The following is a 17973-nucleotide window of genomic DNA, read 5'->3' on the forward strand; positions in this document are numbered from 1 at the left end:
GTCAGAGTTCTACTCCTGCGGTCAGCCAGTAGACGTGGCGTTGGCGATAGTTGGTGTTGGCTCCGCCGAGGGGGTTGTCGTCCAGTCGCTGCTGCCAAGTGCCGCTCAGTTCCAGGCGCGTGGAGCCGAGATTCAGCCGCTTGCCGAGGTTCAGGTCGACACGCTCGAATCGATGCCCGTTGAGGCTGTTGGCGCCCAAGTAAGTGACATTGCTGCTCCAACCGTGGCTCCAGTCGCTCAGCCAGCTGAACGAGCCGCTGTGCCGAGGGGTCAGCTTGATGTCGCGCCAATGAGTGGCCTCGTGCTCGATATAGGCGTAACTCAGCCTCAAACGATCACTTAACCCAAGGTGCCAATTGGCCTCGGTTTCCCAGCCTCGAAAGCTCAGGCGATCATCATTACTGGCGGGCATGGGATCGCTCCCCGGCCAGAACGTAAGCAGTTCGGTGATTTCTTCGTCGAACAGGCGCAAGTCGAGATGCAGGCCCAGACTGGAAAAATGGCCGTTGTAGCCGAGTTCCCGGGACGCGATTCTTTCCTGCGAAAGGCCGCCGGGTGCTAGGAGACGTTCCGGGAGATAGGCGGCAGCCTGCCCGAACAGTTTGGGGTTCAGATTGCGAATGTAGTATTGCGCGTCGGCCGCTTCCTCGAACATGTCGGGTGAGCGCACCGCCTCGGCGTAGACCGCTCGCAGGCCGTGTGCTGGGTGCGGAAGGTAATTGAGGGACAAGCGCGGCGACAGTGAATCGCCGATCATGGTGTCGTATTCGTACAATGCGCCGCCTTGCAGCAGCCATTGCGGTGCTGCATACCATTCAAAGTGACCGAACAACCGGGTGATGTCCTTGTGGCGCGAGCCTTTGAAGTAGGTCTCCGAGGTAACAGCATCGTGGCGGTAGCTGGCTCCGCTGACCAGTCTGAGCGTATCGCTGAGGCTCAGCGTGTCCTGCACCTCAAGGTCGTAACGGGTTTCGCGGCTGTTCTCGTTTACATCGCCACAGATTGTTGATGTCGCATATTCAAAGCAGGTACGCCACTCCTTGATGCGTGCCCAGTGTTGGGCCGAGTTCTGTACGTACAGGCTGTGAGTCGGCGAGAGATCAATGTTCCAGCGCAGGCTGGCGGCATAGTCGCGGGCGTAAATGTTAAGCTGTGGGGGCAGCTTGTCTGGGTAGTCGTTAAAAGCGTAATTCCTGTCCTGATTGATGCCATCCTTGAACGCCAGCTGCCAATCCAGAGAGTGTTGACGGTCCAGCTCATGAGTGGCGCGCAGATTGAAGCGCGACAGGCGCTGGCTGTCTTCGAAGTCCCGGCCGAAATTATCCGTGTCGAAGCGGTCATGTTCGAAGCCCGAGAGCGAAACGCGCATCGAGCCATCTTCCCAGCCGAACCCATGGCGGGCATACCAGTCCTTGATGCCGCGCTTGCCGGAGGTGTAGGTCACCTGCGTTCCCAGGCTGTCGCTCGGCGATCGGGTAATAATGTTGATCACCCCCAGCAGAGCATTGGCGCCGTAGCTGACCGTGTTCGGCCCGCGAAACACCTCTATGCGCTCGATGTCTTCCAGCGCCACAGGGATGTCCACCCAGTCGACCTGAGCCAATGCCGGGCGGTACACCGAGCGGCCGTCTACCAGCACCTGAAGGCGTCGCGCCGCAGCGATCAGGCCACCGTGGTAATTGACGTGGGTGGCATTGCCCTCCGGCACCACCAGCATTCCCGGCACCAGCCGCAGCAGCTCGGTGAGTTCCCGCGCGCCGCTCGCCTTGATGAGCTCACGGTCCAGCACGCTGATGCTGCCAGGAACTGCGGCGGGCGATTGCTGCAGGCGCGTGGCGGTTAGCACCTCGGGCAGCTCCGGGCTGCCGAGGAACAGCTCGAAGGCGTGGGCGGGGGCAAGGTTGGTCAGGGTAAGCCCCAGGCAAAGGGGCAGCGCTCTGGCGAATCCGGGCGATGGCACGGTACGACTCGTTTCAGGCTGAAAAGGCCGGCATGTTAACCGAGACGGTGGTGCCCCGGGCAAGGTGGGACTGTCCGAGGTGGCAACGCTCCGTATAATGCGCCATCGCCACGAGGTGGCTGGAGAGAGAAGAATGACAGAACGACAGCCCATTGCGGTGTTGGGCGGGGGAAGCTTCGGCACGGCCATCGCCAATCTGCTGGCGGAAAACGGTCAGATCGCGCGACTGTGGATGCGTGATGCCGTGCAGGCGGAAACGATGCGTCGCGAGCGGGAAAATCCCCGTTATCTGCGCGGCATCCGGATCCATGACAACGTCGAGCCCTGCAGCGACCTGCGCGAGGTGCTGGCCGCCTGCGAGCTGGTGTTCGTGGCGCTGCCTTCCGGCGCGCTGCGCCAGGCGCTGCAGCCGGTGGCCGAGGCGCTGAGCGGCAAGCTGCTGGTGAGCACCACCAAGGGCATCGAAGCCCAGAGCTTCATGCTGATGAGCCAGATCCTCGAGGACATCGCACCCCAGGCCCGCATCGGCGTGTTGTCCGGTCCCAATCTGGCCCGTGAGGTGGCGGAACATGCCCTGACCGCCAGCGTCATCGCCAGCACCGACGAGGAGCTCTGCCGGCGCGTGCAGGACGCGCTGCACGGCCGCACCTTTCGCGTCTACGCCAGCAACGACCGCTTTGGTGTCGAGCTGGGCGGCGCGCTCAAGAACGTCTACGCCATCATGTCCGGCATGGCCGCCGCCATGGGCACCGGGGAAAACACCAAGAGCATGCTGGTGACTCGCGCTCTGGCGGAAATGACCCGTTTCGCCGTGCGCCTGGGCGCCAACCCGATGACCTTTCTGGGCCTGGCCGGTGTCGGTGACCTGATCGTCACCTGTTTCTCCCCCAAGAGCCGCAACTATCAGGTGGGTTACGCCCTCGGCCAGGGCCTGTCCCTCGACGAGGCGGTCGGCCGCCTGGGCGAAGTGGCGGAGGGCGTCAATACCCTGAAGGTGCTCAAGGAGAAGGCCGAGGAAATGGGCGTCTACATGCCGCTGGTGGCCGGACTGCACGCGATCCTGTTCGAGGGTCGCACGGTGGATCAGGTCAGCGAGGCGCTGATGCGCGGCGATCCCAAGACCGATGTGGATTTCATCCCGAGCAGTGGTTTCTGACCGGACCGGGCATGCCGCCCGGCCCCCTTTCGAAGGAGTTTGAGCATGCAGGACCCGAAAGCCGAGCTGCGCCGCGAAGCCCTGTTGCTGCGCGTGCTGTGGATGCTGGTATTCGTCATTGTCTGGCAGGTTGCCGAGCTGGTGCTGCTCTGCCTGGTGGTCGCGCAGTTGCTGGTGCGCCTGGTGCAGGGTGAGCCGAACGGCGCACTGATGGATTTCGGCGACCGCCTGAGCCGCTACCTGGCGCAGATCGGTCGCTTCGCGAGCTTCCACAGCGACCGCAAGCCCTGGCCGTTTGCCGACTGGCCGGAAGCGCGCGATCCGGAGCGGGACATCGATCCGGTCCCGCCGGCCCCGGTCGACACCCCGCCCCGGGCATGAGGCTCTGGCTGCTGCGCCATGGCGAAGCGCAACGCTTCGCCCCGCAGGATGCCCTGCGGGCGCTGACCGAACAGGGCCGCCAGGAAGTGCTGGAAAGCGCCGGTCGGCTGCGCGGACGTCCGCTGGAAGCCATTCTGGCCAGCCCCTACCTGCGTGCCCGGCAGACCGCGGAGCTGGTCGCCCAGGCGCTGGATTACCCCGGCGTGGTGGAAATCCAGCCGTGGCTGACCCCCGACAGTGATCCGGCCGACGCCCTGGATCAGCTGTTCCGGCGTCCCGAAGCGGAGCTGCTGGTGGTCACCCACCAGCCCTTCGTGGGCTCTCTGGCCGGCCTGCTGCTGCACGGTCATCGCCAATCGCCGCTGCCCATGGGCACTGCGGCGCTGCTCGGCCTGCAGGGTGACTACCTGCTCGCCGGCGGCATGGAGCGCATCGTCCCGTCTCCGCGCTGAATTCGCCAATTGCGTGTGTACAGCCGGCGCAGATTTCGCTTGCGCCGGTTGTGCCTGCTTGCGCAATCGGTCCTACCGTGAAACATTAACCAAGCAAGTGCTTGGTAGACTAAAAATAACAACAAGAAATCCGGAGGGACGCAGGTGGCCACCACGCAACCATTGCTGCCGCTTGAGCAATTCTATTGGCGCGAACAACGACACCCCGAGCGTCGCTACCTGATCCAGCCCCAGGTGGGCGGACAGATCGAAGAGCTGACCTGGGGACAGGTTGGCGAACAGGCGCGCCGCGCGGCGGCCTGGCTGCGTCAGCTGGAGCTGGCGCCGGGCAGTCACATCGCAATCATTTCCAAGAACTGTGCCCACTGGATCATCGCCGACCTGGCGATCTGGATGGCGGGGCACGTCTCCGTTCCGCTCTACCCCAACCTCACTGCCGAATCGGTACGCCAGATCCTCGAGCACTCGGAAGCCAGCGTGGCCTTCATCGGCAAGCTGGATGACTGGCCGGCCATGGCGCCCGGGGTCCCCGAAGGCGTGCGCACGGTCGGTCTGCCGCTGCGCCCGACCGGTCGTTTCGATCACCTGTGGAGCGACCTGCAGGCCTGCGCGCCGATCACCGACAGCCCAACCACCCGGGCCAGCCAGCTGGCCACCATCATCTACACCTCCGGCACCACCGGCGTGCCCAAGGGCGTGATGCACAGCTTCGGCAACTTCGGCTTCACCGGCAGAAAGGCGGTGGACCTGTTTGCTGTGCGTGAGGAGGATCGCGGACTTTCCTACCTGCCGCTGTGCCATGTGGCCGAACGCATCTTTGTCGAGGTGGCGTCCTTCTACGGTGGCCAGACGGTGTTCTTCGCCGAGAGCCTGGACACCTTCATCCACGATATCCGCCGCGCCCGGCCGACGCTGTTTTTCGCCGTGCCACGCATCTGGACCAAGTTCCAGCACGGCGTGTTCACCCGCATGTCGCCGCGCCGTGTGGACCTGCTGATGAAGCTGCCGATCCTCGGCGGGGTGTTCAAGCGCAAGATCCTCGCCGGGCTGGGTCTGGATGCCGTGCGCGCCGGGTTTTCCGGCGGCGCGCCGGTGCCCGAGTCGCTGCTGGGCTGGTATCGCCGCCTGGGCCTGGAGATCAACGAGGTCTACGGGATGACCGAGAACTGCGGCTATTCCCATGTCGGCCGCCCCGGGCTGCGCAAGCCGGGCTGGATCGGCCGCGGCAATCCGGGCGTGGAGGTGCGCATCAGCCCCGAGGGCGAAGTGCAGGTCCGCAGCCAGGCGGTCATGCAGGGCTATTACAAGGAACCGGCGATGACCGCCGAAACCCTCACCGAGGATGGCTTCCTGCGCACGGGCGACAAGGGCGAGCAGGATGGCGAGGGCTACCTGCGGCTGACCGGACGCATCAAGGAAATCTTCAAGACCAGCAAGGGCAAGTACGTGGCGCCCGCGCCCATCGAGAACCGCCTGGCGGAACACGAGCAGATCGAGCTGGTGTGCGTCATCGGCGACGGCCTGCCGCAGCCGCTGGCGCTCTGCGTGCTGTCGGACGCCGGCAAGACGCAGGAACGCGACGGGGTCGAGGAGCACCTGCGCCAACTGCTTGAACAGGTCAACGAGCGGCTCGACAAGCACGAGAAGCTCAAGGGACTGGTGATCATCGGCGACCTGTGGGCGGTGGAAAACGGCTTCCTGACGCCTACGCTGAAGATTCGCCGCGCCATGATCGAGCGTCATTACGGCAGCTGTTTCGAACAGTGGGGTGATCATGGCCAGGCGGTTCTCTGGCATGAAAGCAAGGAGACAGGTGATGGCGATCTGGCAGCGGACTCCGGACCTCGAGCGGCTAACAGCCCAGCTGGCTGACACCATCGGCGAGTTGCTCGACATCCGCTTCGAGGCGGTTGACGACGACTCGCTGACCGCCAGCATGGTGGTCGACCGGCGTACCCGCCAGCCCCATGGCTTGCTGCATGGGGGCGCCTCGGTGGTGCTGGCCGAAACCCTGGGATCGATGGCCAGCTACCTGTGCATCGATCCGCAGACCCACCACTGCGTGGGTCTGGAGGTCAACGCCAACCACCTGCGCGCGTTGCGCAGCGGCCGGGTCACCGGCGTGACCCGACCGGTGCATCTGGGCCGCACCACCCATGTCTGGGATATCCGCCTGCACGGGGATGACGGCAAGCCGAGCTGTATTGCGCGGCTGACCGTGGCAGTGGTACCTCACGCCGCCACGCCGCCGGCCTGACAGCGGCTTGGCCGGAGTGTCGTCCTGCGCGGCGCTTCCGGCCGTTGCCGTCGCTTGGCCGGGAGGCAACAATTCCGGCCTGTTTCCCTGTCGCCAGCCTCGCCGATGTCCCGTGACCTGTTCTTCGCCCATGCCAATGGGTTCCCCTCGGAAACCTACCGCAAGCTCTTCGCCGGGCTGGAACCCGCCTACCGTATTCATCGCCTGGAACAGCACGGTCACGATCCGCGCTTTCCGGTGGATGACAACTGGGGCAACCTGGTCGGTGAGCTGATCGCGGCGCTGGAACGGCTCGACGGGCCGGTGTGGGGCGTCGGACATTCGCTGGGTGGCATCCTGCACCTGCATGCCGCGCTGCGCCGGCCGGAACTGTATCGGGGCGTGGTGATGCTCGATTCGCCCGCGCTGACGCTGGTCGATCGTCTAACCATCCGTGCTGCCAAGCGTTTCGGCTTCATTGACCGGCTGACCCCGGCGGGTCGCAGCCTGGGCCGTCGGGACAGGTTCGACGACCCCGAGGAAGCCCGACGCTATTTCGCCGGCAAGACGCTGTTTCGTCGCTTCGATCCCGACTGCCTGGACGATTACATCCGCCATGGTCTGGTGCCCGCCGACCAGGGTCTGCGCCTGAAGTTCGATCCGGCCACCGAAATCGACATCTACCGCAGCGTGCCACACCGTGTGCCGGACCAGCCGCGCCGTCTGGCCGTGCCGCTGGCCATGGTGCATGGCCGTCACAGCCGTACGGTGCTGCCCCATCACACTCGTCTGGCCAAGCGGCTGCCGCGTGGCGAATGCCTGTCGGTGCCGGGCGGCCACATGTTTCCACTGGAACACCCGCAACACACCGCCGAACTGCTGCGCGGCCTGTTGCAGCGCTGGGAGGAGCAAGCCCCATGACCGCCCGGGTCGAAGAAATCCGCCTCAACCTGCCCCATGTCGAACTGGCCGCGCACCTGTACGGCCCCGAGGATGGCCGGCCGGTGCTGGCCCTGCATGGCTGGCTGGACAACGCCGCCACCTTCAGCCGTCTGGCGCCCAGGCTGCAGGGCTTGCGCATCGTCGCCCTGGACTTCGCCGGGCACGGACACTCCGCGCATCGCGGCGCTGGCGCCGGCTACCAGCTGTGGGACTACGTCATGGACGTGCTGCTGGTGGCCGAGGAGCTGGGCTGGCAGCGCTTCTCGCTGCTCGGCCATTCGCTGGGTGGGATCATTTCCATGATGCTGGCGGCCTCGATGCCCGAGCGCGTCGAGCGCCTGGCGCTGATCGACGGCCTGGTGCCCTATGTCGGCGAAGCCGAGCAGGCGCCGCAGAAACTCGGCGAGGCGCTGCAGGCGCAGTTGGACCTGCGCGACAAGCGCAAGCCGGTTTACGCGAGCATCGAGCAGGCCGTCGAGGCGCGCATGAAGGGCGTCGGGGATGTCTCCCGGGAAGCGGCCGAGCTGCTGGCCGCGCGTGGACTGATGCCGGTGCCGGGCGGTTACACCTGGCGCACCGATGCGCGGCTCACCCTGCCCAGCCCGTTGCGCCTGACCCGCTCCCATGCGCGCGCCTTCGTCGAGGCGCTGCGCTGCCCGGTGGACCTGGTGCTGGCCGAGCAGGGCATGCTGGTGGGTGAACCGCGGTTGATGGCGTGGCTCACCATGCTGCCATTCACTATTCATCGCCTGCCCGGCGGGCATCACCTGCACCTGGACGACGAAACCGGCGCACAGGCCGTCGCAGACTGTTTCAATCGAGCCTTTGCCGCGCCTTGACTTGCGGGGGCCAACTGGCGAGGCTGCAGTCCATTGTGAGTGGAGAGCAGCCATGATTGATCTGTATACGGCCGATACCCCGAACGGTTTCAAGGTGTCCATCGCCCTCGAAGAACTGGGCCTGCCCTACGAGGTGCATGCGCTCAGTTTCGCCAATCGGGAACAGAAGGCGCCCGAGTACCTGAAGATCAACCCCAACGGGCGCATCCCGGCCATCGTTGACCGCGACAACGACAACTTCGCCGTTTTCGAGTCCGGCGCCATCCTCATCTACCTGGCCGAGAAGACCGGGCGCCTGATGCCCAGCGACTTCAAGGGCCGCTCCACGGTGATCCAGTGGCTGATGTTCCAGATGGGCGGCGTCGGACCCATGCAGGGCCAGGCCAACGTCTTCCACCGCTACTTCCCGGAAAAGATTCCCGCCGCCATCGAGCGCTACCAGCACGAGACCCGTCGTCTGTATGAAGTGCTGGATGGCCGTCTCGCCCAGGTGGAATACCTGGCCGGCGACTACAGCATCGCCGATATCGCTACCTTTCCCTGGGTGCGCATCCACGACTGGGCCGGCGTGAGCGTCGATGGCCTGGACCATCTGCAACGCTGGATGGCCGCGCTGGAAGCCCGGCCCGCCGTGCAGCGCGGATTGCAGGTGCCGCCGAGCGACAAGGCCGAGGCCGAACAGGTCAAGGCTGCCCAATCGATCCTGACCCGGTGAGGGCACGGATGCGTCAGTTTCTGTTTTCCGCGCTGCTGCTGAACCTGATCGCCATGCCGCTCGCCAGTGCGGAGGTGCGCCTGCCCGAGCTGCCGACCCCGCAACAGGCGCAACTGAGCGAGGCACGCGAGACAGAGGGTGTCCAGCGCGTCTACCCGCAAAGCTCGATCAGCCGGATCAGCGGACGTCTGCGCATCGATCAGTCCGTCGAGGTCAGCGGCAAGCTGACGGCGCTGACCTGGCAACTGCCCGATGAAGGTCATCTGGAAGAGGCCTTCGCTCAGGCCCGGCTGACGCTCATCGAGCAGGGCGCCCAACTGCTCTACTGGTGCGAGGGCCGCGACTGCGGCGCCAGCAGCCTGTGGGCCAACAGCATCTTCGGCAACGCCCGGCTGTACGGGCCGGACAACCAGCAGGGCTACCTGCTGCTGCGCCTGGACGAACCCCGCGCCGACAGCCTGCTGGCGCTGTACATGATCACCCGTGGCAACCGCCGTGCCTATCTGCACGCCGAACGCCTGGACGCCGACGCGCCATTGGGCGTGCTGCTGCCCAGCGCCGCCACGCTGCTGCGCCAGTTGCGCGAGCACGGCACCCTGGCGCTGCCCGACCTGTCGGGCGAGCCGGATGAACAGTGGGTACGACTGCTGGTGCGCGCCCTGAACCTGGACAGTACCCTGCGGGTCAGCCTGGCCGGCCCGCAAGCGGCGGCCTGGCGCGACGCCCTGGTGGCGGGCCGTGTGCGCGCCGGGCGTCTGGAGCTGGCGGCGAATGGTGACCAAGGCTTGCGTATCGAACTGCTGCGCTGATGCATCCCATGCGTACCCGGGCCGCGCGTGGCCCGCTTCCCCTTGCGCCGCCGGGAGCGGCTGACCTCCGATGATGAGCAATGATCGCCTGCTGATTCAGATCCTGCTGTTGAGCCTGCTGGGCGCCAGCCTATGGGTGCTGGCACCCTTCGTGTCCGCCCTGTTCTGGGCGGCGGTGCTGGCGTTCGCTTCCTGGCCGCTGATGCGCCTGCTGACCCGCTGGTTCTCTGGCCGCCAGACGGTGGCCGCCGCCGCGCTGACCGCCGGCTGGATGCTGCTGGTGGCCGTGCCGCTGGTGCTGCTGGGGCTGAACATGGCCAATCACATTCGCGATCTGAATGCGCTGATCCATGACCTGCAGAGCGCCGGCCTGCCGCCGGCCCCCGCGTGGCTGGGGGAGCTTCCCCTGATCGGCGACTGGCTGCGGGAAAGCTGGCGCGAGCTGGATGAGCAGGGTGCGGCGCTGTTCGATACCCTGCGTCCGCACCTGGGCTTCCTGGGCAACTGGCTGCTGGCGCGCAGCGCGCAGATCGCCGGAGGCATGATCGAACTGGCGCTGAGTCTGGTGCTGGTGTTCTTCTTCTATCGCGACGGCCCGCGTCTTTCGGCCTTCGCGCACAGCGTGCTGGAGCGCCTGATCGGTCGGCGCGCGGAGCACTATCTGGAACTGGTGGCAGCCACCATTCAGCGCGTGGTCAATGGGGTGATCGGCACCGCCGCGGCGCAGGCGGCTCTGGCGGGCGTCGGCCTGGCCATTGCCGGGGTGCCCGGGGTGCTGCCGTTGGCGCTGCTCACCTTCGCCCTCAGCCTGATTCCCATGGGGCCGCCGCTGGTGTGGATTCCCGCCGCCGTGTGGCTGGTGGGGCAGGAGAGCTACGGCATGGCGATCTTCCTGGCGGTGTGGGGCACCTTCGTGATCAGCGGTGTGGACAACGTGCTCAAGCCCTACCTGATCAGCCGTGGCGGCAACCTGCCGTTGGTGGTGGTGCTGCTTGGGGTGTTCGGCGGCATCCTGGCGTTCGGCTTCATGGGCCTGTTCCTGGGGCCCACCCTGCTGGCGGTGGCCTACAGCCTGCTCAGCGACTGGGTGGGCAAGGCCGAGGAGGAAAAGGCCTCGGAAACCGGCCCTACACCGTAAGCGAGGGGCGAGGGCTGCCGGCGCTTTTCCGGCCGCCACGCAGGTCCGGTAGGAGCGACTTCAGTCGCGAGCTTCTGGGGCATGCGCAAGCGTCGCGGCTGAAGCCCCTCCTACAAAAGCACGGTGGTCTCAGATCGTGTCTTCGTAACTGTCCAGGGTGTCGCTGGCGATCTGCCGGCCCAGCGCGATGAGTTCCTGGGCGCGGTGGAAGTCGAAGAAACGGCAGACCTTGCGTGGCACGTTGATCAGGATGTCCGGCGGGTAGCCGGCGATCTTGTACTGGGCCAGCGACGTCTGCATGGCCTCGAAGCTCTGGTTGACCAGTTCCAGCAGCGAGGCCGGGCCGACCTGATCCACGACGCGGGTGCCGCTGGCCGAGCGCGGCGAGCCGCCCTTGAGCGGCGCGGCGATCGGTTGCTGGGCTTCCGGATTGGCTTCCTCAGGGGCGCTTGGCGCATGGCCGTTGCCATTGCCGGTGCGCATGAAGGGCAGGCGGTTGAGCATGCCTTCGAAACGGTTGCGCATCGCCGGGGGTCGCTCGATCTCCGGCAGGCGGTAATGGCGATGCCCGGCGGCGTTGAGGTTGACCGCCACGATCAGGTCGCTGTGGCTGGAGACCACCGGCACGATGGGCAGCGGGTTGAGCAGGCCGCCATCGACCAGGGTGCGCTGATCCTGCACCACCGGGGTGAAGATGCTGGGAATCGCCGCCGAGGCGCGCATCGCCTGGTGCAGGTCGCCTTCCTGGAACCAGATTTCCTGCTGGTTGGTGAGGTCGGTGGCCACCGCCGTGAACGGGATCGCCAGATCCTCGATGTTCACCTCGCCGAGGATTTCGCGAATCCGCCCGAAGACCTTCTCGCCGCGCATCATGCCCAGCGAGAAACTCACATCCACCAGGCGCAGCACGTCCAGGTAGTCGAGGCTTTCGATCCAGGCGCGGTACTCCGGCAGCTTGCCGGCCGCGTAGATGCCGCCCACCACCGCGCCCATGGAACAGCCGGCGATGCAGGTGATCTCGTAGCCGCGCGCTTCCAGCTCCTCGATGACGCCGATATGGGCGTAACCGCGCGCCCCGCCCGAGCCCAGTACCAGTGCCACCCGCTTGCTCATGCCGCTCCCTCGCGTAAAAAGGGCTCACGATAGCGTGGCGCCTCTGTCGTCGCCAAGCCCGATGTCGGCGCGGACAGGAAGCCCCGCGGGGCGCTAGAATCCCCGCCCCGATCTGAACCCTCGCCCGGAGACACCATGCCCGAGACCATTCGCCTGACCCAGTACAGCCACGGTGCCGGCTGCGGTTGCAAGATTTCCCCGAAGGTTCTCGACGTGATCCTCGCCGGCAGCGGCGCGCAGAACCTCGACCCGGCCCTGTGGGTCGGCAACGCCTCGCGGGATGATGCCGCCGTCTACGGCATCGACGGCGAGCGCGGCGTGGTCTCCACCACCGATTTCTTCATGCCCATTGTTGACGATCCCTACGACTTCGGGCGCATCGCCGCCACCAACGCCATCAGCGACATCTACGCCATGGGCGGCGACCCGCTGATGGCCATCGCCATCCTTGGCTGGCCGGTGAACGTGCTGGCGCCGGAAGTGGCCCGCGAGGTGGTGGCCGGCGGCCGGGCGGCCTGTGAGGCCGCCGGCATCCCGCTGGCCGGCGGGCACTCCATCGACGCGCCGGAGCCGATCTTCGGCCTGGCGGTCACCGGTCTGGTGGACAAGCGTCACCTCAAGCGCAACGACACGGCCCAGGCCGGCGCGCGCCTGTACCTGACCAAGCCGCTGGGCATCGGCATCTACACCACGGCGGAAAAGAAGGCCGCCCTGCGCGCCGAGGATGTCGGCGTGGCCCGCGACCTGATGTGCACCCTGAACCGCGCCGGCAGCCGCTTCGGCAGGCTGGCCGGGGTGCAGGCGATGACCGACGTCACCGGCTTCGGCCTGCTCGGCCATCTGCTGGAAATGGCCGACGGCAGCGGCCTGTCGGCCCGTGTGGCGTTCGAGCGGGTGCCGCGCCTGCCGGCGGTGGAGCACTACCTCGAACAGGGCTGCGTGCCCGGTGGCACCCATCGCAACTTCGACAGTTATGGCCAGCGGGCCGCCCCCCTGGAGGAGCTGCACAAGCTGCTGCTGTGCGACCCGCAGACCTCGGGTGGCCTGCTGGTGGCGGTGGCCCCGGAAGGCGAGGCGGAATTCCTCTCCGTGGCGGCCGAGCTGGGTATGAGCCTTTCGCCCATCGGCGAACTGACGGAGCGACAGCAATACTCGGTCCAGGTGATCTGATGCGAGACAACAGCAGTAACTACCGCGACATCTTCCTCAACGACCGGCCGCTGATGGACGCGCGGGCGCCGATCGAGTTTCACAAGGGCGCCTTCCCGCAGGCCATCAACCTGCCGCTGATGGACGATGCCGAGCGCGAGAAGGTCGGCACCTGCTACAAGCAGCGCGGGCAGCAGGCGGCCATCGACCTGGGCCACCACCTGGTGTCCGGCGCGCTCAAGGAACAGCGCATCGCGGCCTGGGCGGCCTTCGCCCGCGCCAATCCCGCAGGCTACCTCTACTGCTTCCGCGGCGGTCTGCGTTCGCAGATCGTCCAGCAGTGGCTGAAAAGCGAGGCGGGCATCGACTATCCGCGCGTGGTTGGCGGCTACAAGGCGATGCGCACCTTCCTGATCGACACCACCGAACAGGCCGTGGCCGAGTGCCGTTTCGTGGTACTCGGCGGCTACACCGGCATCGGCAAGACCGAAGTCCTGGCGCAGCTGCCCAGCGCGCTGGATCTGGAAGGCCACGCCAACCATCGCGGCTCCAGCTTCGGCCGCCACGCCACGCCGCAGCCGGCGCAGATCGACTTCGACAACCGCCTGGCCATCGACATCCTCAAGAAGCGTGCCGCCGGCATCGAGCATTTCGTGCTGGAAGACGAGGGGCGCATGGTCGGCAGCTGCTCGTTGCCGGTGTCGCTGTGCCAGGGCATGCAGGAGTACCCGCTGGTCTGGCTGGTGGACAGCTTCGAGAACCGCGTCGAGCGCATCCTCAAGGATTACGTCATCGACCTCTTGGCCGAGTTCGTCGCCCAGCACGGCGCCGAACAGGGCTTTCCGGTGTTCGCCGAGCGGCTGCGCCAGAGCCTGTCGAACATCCAGCGCCGCCTCGGCGGCGAGCGTGCCCAGCGTCTGATGGCGCTGATGGACGAGGCGCTGGCCGAGCAGGCCAGAAACGGGGCGGTGGATCTGCACCGGGCCTGGATCGATGGTCTGCTGCGCGAATACTACGACCCCATGTACGCCTTCCAGCAGGAAAAGAAGCGCGAGCGGGTGGTGTTTACCGGCAATCGCAAAGACGTCATCGATTACCTGTCGCGGCTGACCTGCCGCTAGCGTTCGCGCGGCGGCGTGCAAAATGTGCACGCCGCACGGCCAGGCGTCTGGCCAGTTCACAGAATCGCCGCGTGCGGCCTTGCCCGCCCCAGAGTGGTCAGTAGCATCGACCGCTCACCAAGGAGGCTGCATGCGCACGAAACTGGAACGTTGCCTGGCGGCAATCAATGAGGTGGTGCTGGGCAAGGAAACCCAGGTGCGGCTGGCCATGGCCTGCCTGCTGGCCCGGGGGCATCTGCTGATCGAGGACTTGCCCGGCATGGGCAAGACCACGCTCAGCCATACCCTGGCGCGCGTGCTGGGGCTGGGCTTCCAGCGCATCCAGTTCACCGCCGACCTGCTGCCTGGCGACATTCTCGGCACCTCGGTGTTCGATCAGCGCAGCGGCCATTTCACTTTCCATCCCGGGCCGATCTTTGCCGAGCTGGTGCTGGCCGACGAGATCAATCGCGCCACGCCGAAGAGCCAGAGCGCCCTGCTGGAGGCGATGGAAGAGGGGCAGGTGACCCACGAGGGCATCACCCACGCGCTGCCGTCGCCGTTCTTCGTCATCGCCACGCAGAATCCCAGCAGCCAGAGCGGCACCTTTGCGTTGCCGGAATCGCAGCTGGATCGTTTTCTGATGTGCCTGTCACTGGGCTATCCGGCGCCGGCGGCCGAGCGGGATCTGCTGCTGGGCACCGCGCGTCGCGAGCTGCTGGCGGACATCCAGCCGTTGCTCGCCCGCGGCGAACTGGCCGAGGCGCAACGGGCGGCGAGCGCCGTGCATGCCAGCGGCGCGGTGGTGGATTACGTGCTGCGCCTGGCCACGGCGACTCGCCAGAACGAACCCAGCGGTAGCGGCCTGTCGCCGCGCGCGACCCTGGCGTTGCTGGCGGCGGCACGGGCCTGGGCCTGGCTGGCCGGGCGCGATTATCTGATTCCCGAGGACGTGCAGGCGGTGCTGCCGGCGGTCGCGGGGCACCGTCTGGGCGGCGACGGCGCGCAGATTCGACGGCTGCTCGACGAGGTGCCGGTGCTGTGATGCCCGCCCTGCGTAGCGAGCGCTGGTTGGCGCGGCGTGTTCCGGCCGCACGGCATATCCGCCTGGGGCGCCGCCAGGTGTTCATCCTGCCGACCCGCGCCGGCCTGCTGTTCGCCGGCGCGCTGCTGCCGATGCTGCTGGTGGCGATCAACTACCAGAACAGCCTGGCCTATGCGCTGTGCTTCCTGCTGGTGTCGCTGGCGCTGGTGTCCCTGCTGCATACCTGGCGCACCCTGCTGGGCATCGAGCTGCGGGCCGGCTCCGTCGGAGCCACCTTCGCCGGGCAGGCCGCCGGCTTTCAGGTGCTGCTGGAATCCGACGGTGCCCGTCAGGCCATCGCCCTGGGCTGGTCGCGCAGCGAGCGGGTGTTTGTCGACATTCCCTCCAATGGCCAGGCCCGCGTCGAACTGTTGCTGGCGGCGCCACGCCGTGGCTGGCTGACGGTACCGCGCCTGCGCGTAGAAAGCCGCTTTCCGCTGGGGCTGTGGGTGGCCTGGAGCTGGGTGGATCTGCAACAGCGGGCACTGGTGTACCCGCAACCGGCGAGCGGGCCGTTGACGCTCGGCCGCGCCGGTGGTGACCAAGAGGGCGGTCAGCCTGCCGGCGAGGGCGTGGATGACTTTCGCGGCCTGCGCCAGCACCAGCCCGCCGATGGCATCCGGCGCGTGGACTGGAAAGCCTTCTCCCGGGGCCAGGGATTGCGGGTGAAGGACTTCGCCGCGCTGGCGGGCGGGGACTGGTTGCTGGACCTGGACAGCCTGTCCGGCCCGCTGGAAGAGCGCCTGTCGCGCCTGTGCCAGGCGGTGCTGCACTTGTCGGCCGAGGGCCGGCCCTTCGCGCTTCGTCTGAGCGGAAGGCACCTGGGACCGGCGAGCGGCGCGGCACATCGCGAGGCCTGCCTGCGCGCCCTGGCGCTGCACGGGCTCGCCTCATGAGCCAGGTCAGGGACATGCCGCGTATCGCATTGAGCTGGCTGCTGGCGGCGCAGGTGCTGGTCATCCTGCCGTTCGTGCCGCACCTGCCGGTATGGCTGGCGCCAATCTGGCTGGGCTGCGCGCTGTGGCGAATCCAGGTCTATCGCATGCGTGCCGCGTTCCCGCCGGCCTGGCTCAAGGGGCTGCTGTTGCTGGCGGTGGTTGCCGGGCTGGTGGTGTCCAGCGCCGGGTTCGATCTGGACGCCGCCGCCGCGTTGCTGGTTTCGGCGTTCATCCTCAAGGTGCTGGAAATGCGCCGGCGCCGCGATGCGCTGGTGGTGGTCTTCCTCGGTTTCTTCGTGCTGGTGACCGGCTATCTGTTCGAATCCGGCCTGCTGGCCGCGCTCTACAGCCTGCTGCCCATCGCCGCGCTGGTGGCGGCGCTGATCGGCTTGCAGCAAAGTCGCCTGGCCCTGCAGCCCGGTGCCACCCTGCGCCTGGCCGCCACGCTGTTGCTGCAGGCGCTGCCGTTGCTGCTGGTGCTGTTCCTGCTGTTCCCTCGCCTGGGGCCGTTATGGTCGCTGCCCCAGGCCAAGCCGCAGGGCGTGAGCGGCCTGTCCGACCGCATGGCGCCGGCGGATATCGTCGAACTGAGCCAGTCCAGCGCGCTGGCCTTCCGGGTCGGCTTCGAGGGCGCGCCACCGCCGCGTGGCGAGTTGTACTGGCGCGCATTGACCCTGGAGCGCTTCGACGGCCGGGAATGGAGCCAGGACGCCGCAAATGCAACGCCGAGCGCGCCGCAGTGGCGGGCGCGTGGCGAGCCGCTGCGCTACAGCGTGGTGATGGAACCCAGTGGCCGGTCCTGGCTGTACGGCCTGGAGGTGGCGCAGACCGATCTGCCACGGGTGCGTCAGGGCGCGGACTTCCGGCTGGAGCACTGGCGGCCGGTGGATCAGCCGCTGCTCTACCCGGTCACCTCCTGGCCGGCGGCGCTGCGCGAGATCACGGCGCCACCGGCCACCTTGCAGCGCGCGCTGCAGTTGCCCGAGGCGGGCAATCCGCAGGCGCGGCTCTGGGCCCGGCGGCTGCGCGCCGAGCATGAGCAGCCGCAGGCGCTGGTGGAGGCCATGCTCGAGCATTTCCGCGAGCAGCCCTATGTCTACAGCCTGCGCCCGCCGCCGCTGGGCGTGCACATCGTCGATGACTTCCTGTTCGCCAGCCGCAAGGGCTTTTGTCTGCACTATGCCGGGGCCATGACCTTCGTGCTGCGCGCCGCGGGCATACCCGCGCGCCTGGTGGTGGGATACCAGGGCGGAGAATACAACCCGGCCGGAAACTACCTCACGGTGCGCCAGTTCGATGCCCATGCCTGGGTGGAGTACTGGCAGCCGGAGCAGGGCTGGCAGCGCGTCGATCCCACCTTCGCGGTGGCGCCCGAGCGCATCGAGCAGGGGCTGGAACAAGCCCTCGACGAGGAACAGAGTTTCCTGGCCGATGCGCCGCTGAACCTGCTGCGCTACCGGGATGTCGCCTGGCTCAATGACCTGCGCCTGGGCTGGGAACGTATCAACTATGGCTGGCAGCGCTGGGTGCTGGGCTACCAGGCCGAGCAACAGTGGCGTCTGTTGAAGGAATGGTTTGGCGTAGTCGATTGGCGCGCGCTCGGCGGGCTGATGCTGATGGCGCTGGCGGTGCCGCTGACCCTGCTGACGCTCTGGCTGCTGGCGCCCTGGCGACGCCGCGCGGACCCCCTGTCGCGCCTGTACGCACGCTTCGAAGCGCTGCTGGCCCGGCACGGCCTGCGGCGCGCCAGCGGGGAAGGGCCACGCGATTTCGCGGAGCGGGCGGCCCAGGTGCTGGCGGCACAGCGCGAACCGATCCTCGGTTTTGCGCGGCTGTTCGAGCAGGCCCGCTATGCTGGCCAGCCGCAACCTCGGCGTGCGCTGCGGGCGGCGCTGGCCGAGTTGCGTCGTTGCCTGCGCTGACTGGCTTTTGTTGCGCCGCCTCGCTGGCTAAGCTGCGCC

At 67.1% G+C, this 17973-nt stretch carries 17 protein-coding genes; 15 read left to right on the top strand and 2 right to left on the bottom strand.

Translation table 11 applies throughout. The annotated features are described in order from the left end of the window. Window position 1: 1 nt before the first annotated feature. Complete coding sequence (locus VL129_RS13065) at window positions 2-1960, bottom strand: TonB-dependent receptor plug domain-containing protein (protein WP_325413372.1); 1959 nt, start codon at window positions 1958-1960, stop codon at window positions 2-4. Window positions 1961-2093: 133 nt separating this feature from the next. Between VL129_RS13065 and VL129_RS13070 the strand changes: the two genes are divergently transcribed. The 10 genes from VL129_RS13070 (at window position 2094) to VL129_RS13115 (ending at window position 10628) form a co-directional block, all read left to right on the top strand. Continuing rightward, window positions 2094-3116 (top strand): NAD(P)H-dependent glycerol-3-phosphate dehydrogenase, encoded by a 1023-nt coding sequence (locus VL129_RS13070; RefSeq protein WP_325413374.1) that lies wholly within the window; start codon window positions 2094-2096, stop codon window positions 3114-3116. A gap of 45 nt (window positions 3117-3161) precedes the next feature. Beyond that, window positions 3162-3497, top strand: coding sequence for a DUF4389 domain-containing protein (locus VL129_RS13075; protein ID WP_325413376.1), 336 nt, complete (start codon window positions 3162-3164; stop codon window positions 3495-3497). Further along, window positions 3494-3949 carry a phosphohistidine phosphatase SixA gene (gene sixA, locus VL129_RS13080; protein ID WP_325413378.1) on the top strand — a complete coding sequence of 152 codons (456 nt, stop codon included), beginning with the start codon at window positions 3494-3496 and terminating at the stop codon, window positions 3947-3949. Before VL129_RS13075 ends, sixA begins: the two co-directional genes overlap by 4 nt. A gap of 144 nt (window positions 3950-4093) precedes the next feature. Beyond that, window positions 4094-5821 (top strand): AMP-binding protein, encoded by a 1728-nt coding sequence (locus tag VL129_RS13085; RefSeq protein ID WP_325413380.1) that lies wholly within the window; start codon window positions 4094-4096, stop codon window positions 5819-5821. Then, window positions 5766-6206 carry a hotdog fold thioesterase gene (locus VL129_RS13090; RefSeq protein ID WP_325413382.1) on the top strand — a complete coding sequence of 147 codons (441 nt, stop codon included), beginning with the start codon at window positions 5766-5768 and terminating at the stop codon, window positions 6204-6206. The genes VL129_RS13085 and VL129_RS13090 overlap by 56 nt, the downstream gene beginning before the upstream one ends. Before the next feature lie 105 nt (window positions 6207-6311). Further along, entirely contained in the window at window positions 6312-7106 is a 795-nt protein-coding gene (locus VL129_RS13095; RefSeq protein WP_325413384.1) for an alpha/beta fold hydrolase, read from the top strand. After that, window positions 7103-7966: an alpha/beta hydrolase gene (locus tag VL129_RS13100; protein WP_325413386.1), complete on the top strand. Its 864-nt coding sequence runs from the start codon at window positions 7103-7105 to the stop codon at window positions 7964-7966. Before VL129_RS13095 ends, VL129_RS13100 begins: the two co-directional genes overlap by 4 nt. A gap of 52 nt (window positions 7967-8018) precedes the next feature. Continuing rightward, the gene (locus VL129_RS13105; RefSeq protein WP_325413388.1) at window positions 8019-8681 is read left to right on the top strand and encodes a glutathione S-transferase family protein; all 663 of its coding nucleotides are present in this window, start codon (window positions 8019-8021) and stop codon (window positions 8679-8681) included. Between the two features lie 8 nt (window positions 8682-8689). Beyond that, complete coding sequence (locus VL129_RS13110) at window positions 8690-9490, top strand: DUF4892 domain-containing protein (RefSeq protein ID WP_325413390.1); 801 nt, start codon at window positions 8690-8692, stop codon at window positions 9488-9490. 70 nt (window positions 9491-9560) lie between these two features. After that, window positions 9561-10628 carry an AI-2E family transporter gene (locus VL129_RS13115; RefSeq protein ID WP_325413392.1) on the top strand — a complete coding sequence of 356 codons (1068 nt, stop codon included), beginning with the start codon at window positions 9561-9563 and terminating at the stop codon, window positions 10626-10628. Between the two features lie 129 nt (window positions 10629-10757). On the opposite strand, the gene VL129_RS13120 is transcribed toward VL129_RS13115, so the two are convergent. Next, window positions 10758-11741 carry a patatin-like phospholipase family protein gene (locus tag VL129_RS13120; protein WP_325413394.1) on the bottom strand — a complete coding sequence of 328 codons (984 nt, stop codon included), beginning with the start codon at window positions 11739-11741 and terminating at the stop codon, window positions 10758-10760. A 135-nt stretch (window positions 11742-11876) separates the two neighbouring features. Here VL129_RS13120 and selD point away from each other — a divergent pair, with 135 nt between their 5' ends. From selD to VL129_RS13145, 5 genes are all read left to right on the top strand, one after another. Continuing rightward, the gene (gene selD / locus VL129_RS13125; RefSeq protein WP_325413396.1) at window positions 11877-12911 is read left to right on the top strand and encodes a selenide, water dikinase SelD; all 1035 of its coding nucleotides are present in this window, start codon (window positions 11877-11879) and stop codon (window positions 12909-12911) included. Beyond that, entirely contained in the window at window positions 12911-14011 is a 1101-nt protein-coding gene (mnmH, locus tag VL129_RS13130; RefSeq protein ID WP_325413399.1) for a tRNA 2-selenouridine(34) synthase MnmH, read from the top strand. The genes selD and mnmH overlap by 1 nt, the downstream gene beginning before the upstream one ends. A 130-nt stretch (window positions 14012-14141) precedes the next feature. After that, complete coding sequence (locus VL129_RS13135; RefSeq protein WP_325413400.1) at window positions 14142-15035, top strand: AAA family ATPase; 894 nt, start codon at window positions 14142-14144, stop codon at window positions 15033-15035. Next, window positions 15035-15970: a DUF58 domain-containing protein gene (locus VL129_RS13140; protein ID WP_325413401.1), complete on the top strand. Its 936-nt coding sequence runs from the start codon at window positions 15035-15037 to the stop codon at window positions 15968-15970. The genes VL129_RS13135 and VL129_RS13140 overlap by 1 nt, the downstream gene beginning before the upstream one ends. Beyond that, entirely contained in the window at window positions 15967-17934 is a 1968-nt protein-coding gene (locus VL129_RS13145; RefSeq protein ID WP_325413402.1) for a transglutaminase TgpA family protein, read from the top strand. Before VL129_RS13140 ends, VL129_RS13145 begins: the two co-directional genes overlap by 4 nt. The last annotated feature ends 39 nt before the right edge of the window (window positions 17935-17973 follow it).

The organism is Pseudomonas sp. (genome assembly GCF_035497915.1).
Lineage (GTDB): Bacteria > Pseudomonadota > Gammaproteobacteria > Pseudomonadales > Pseudomonadaceae > Serpens.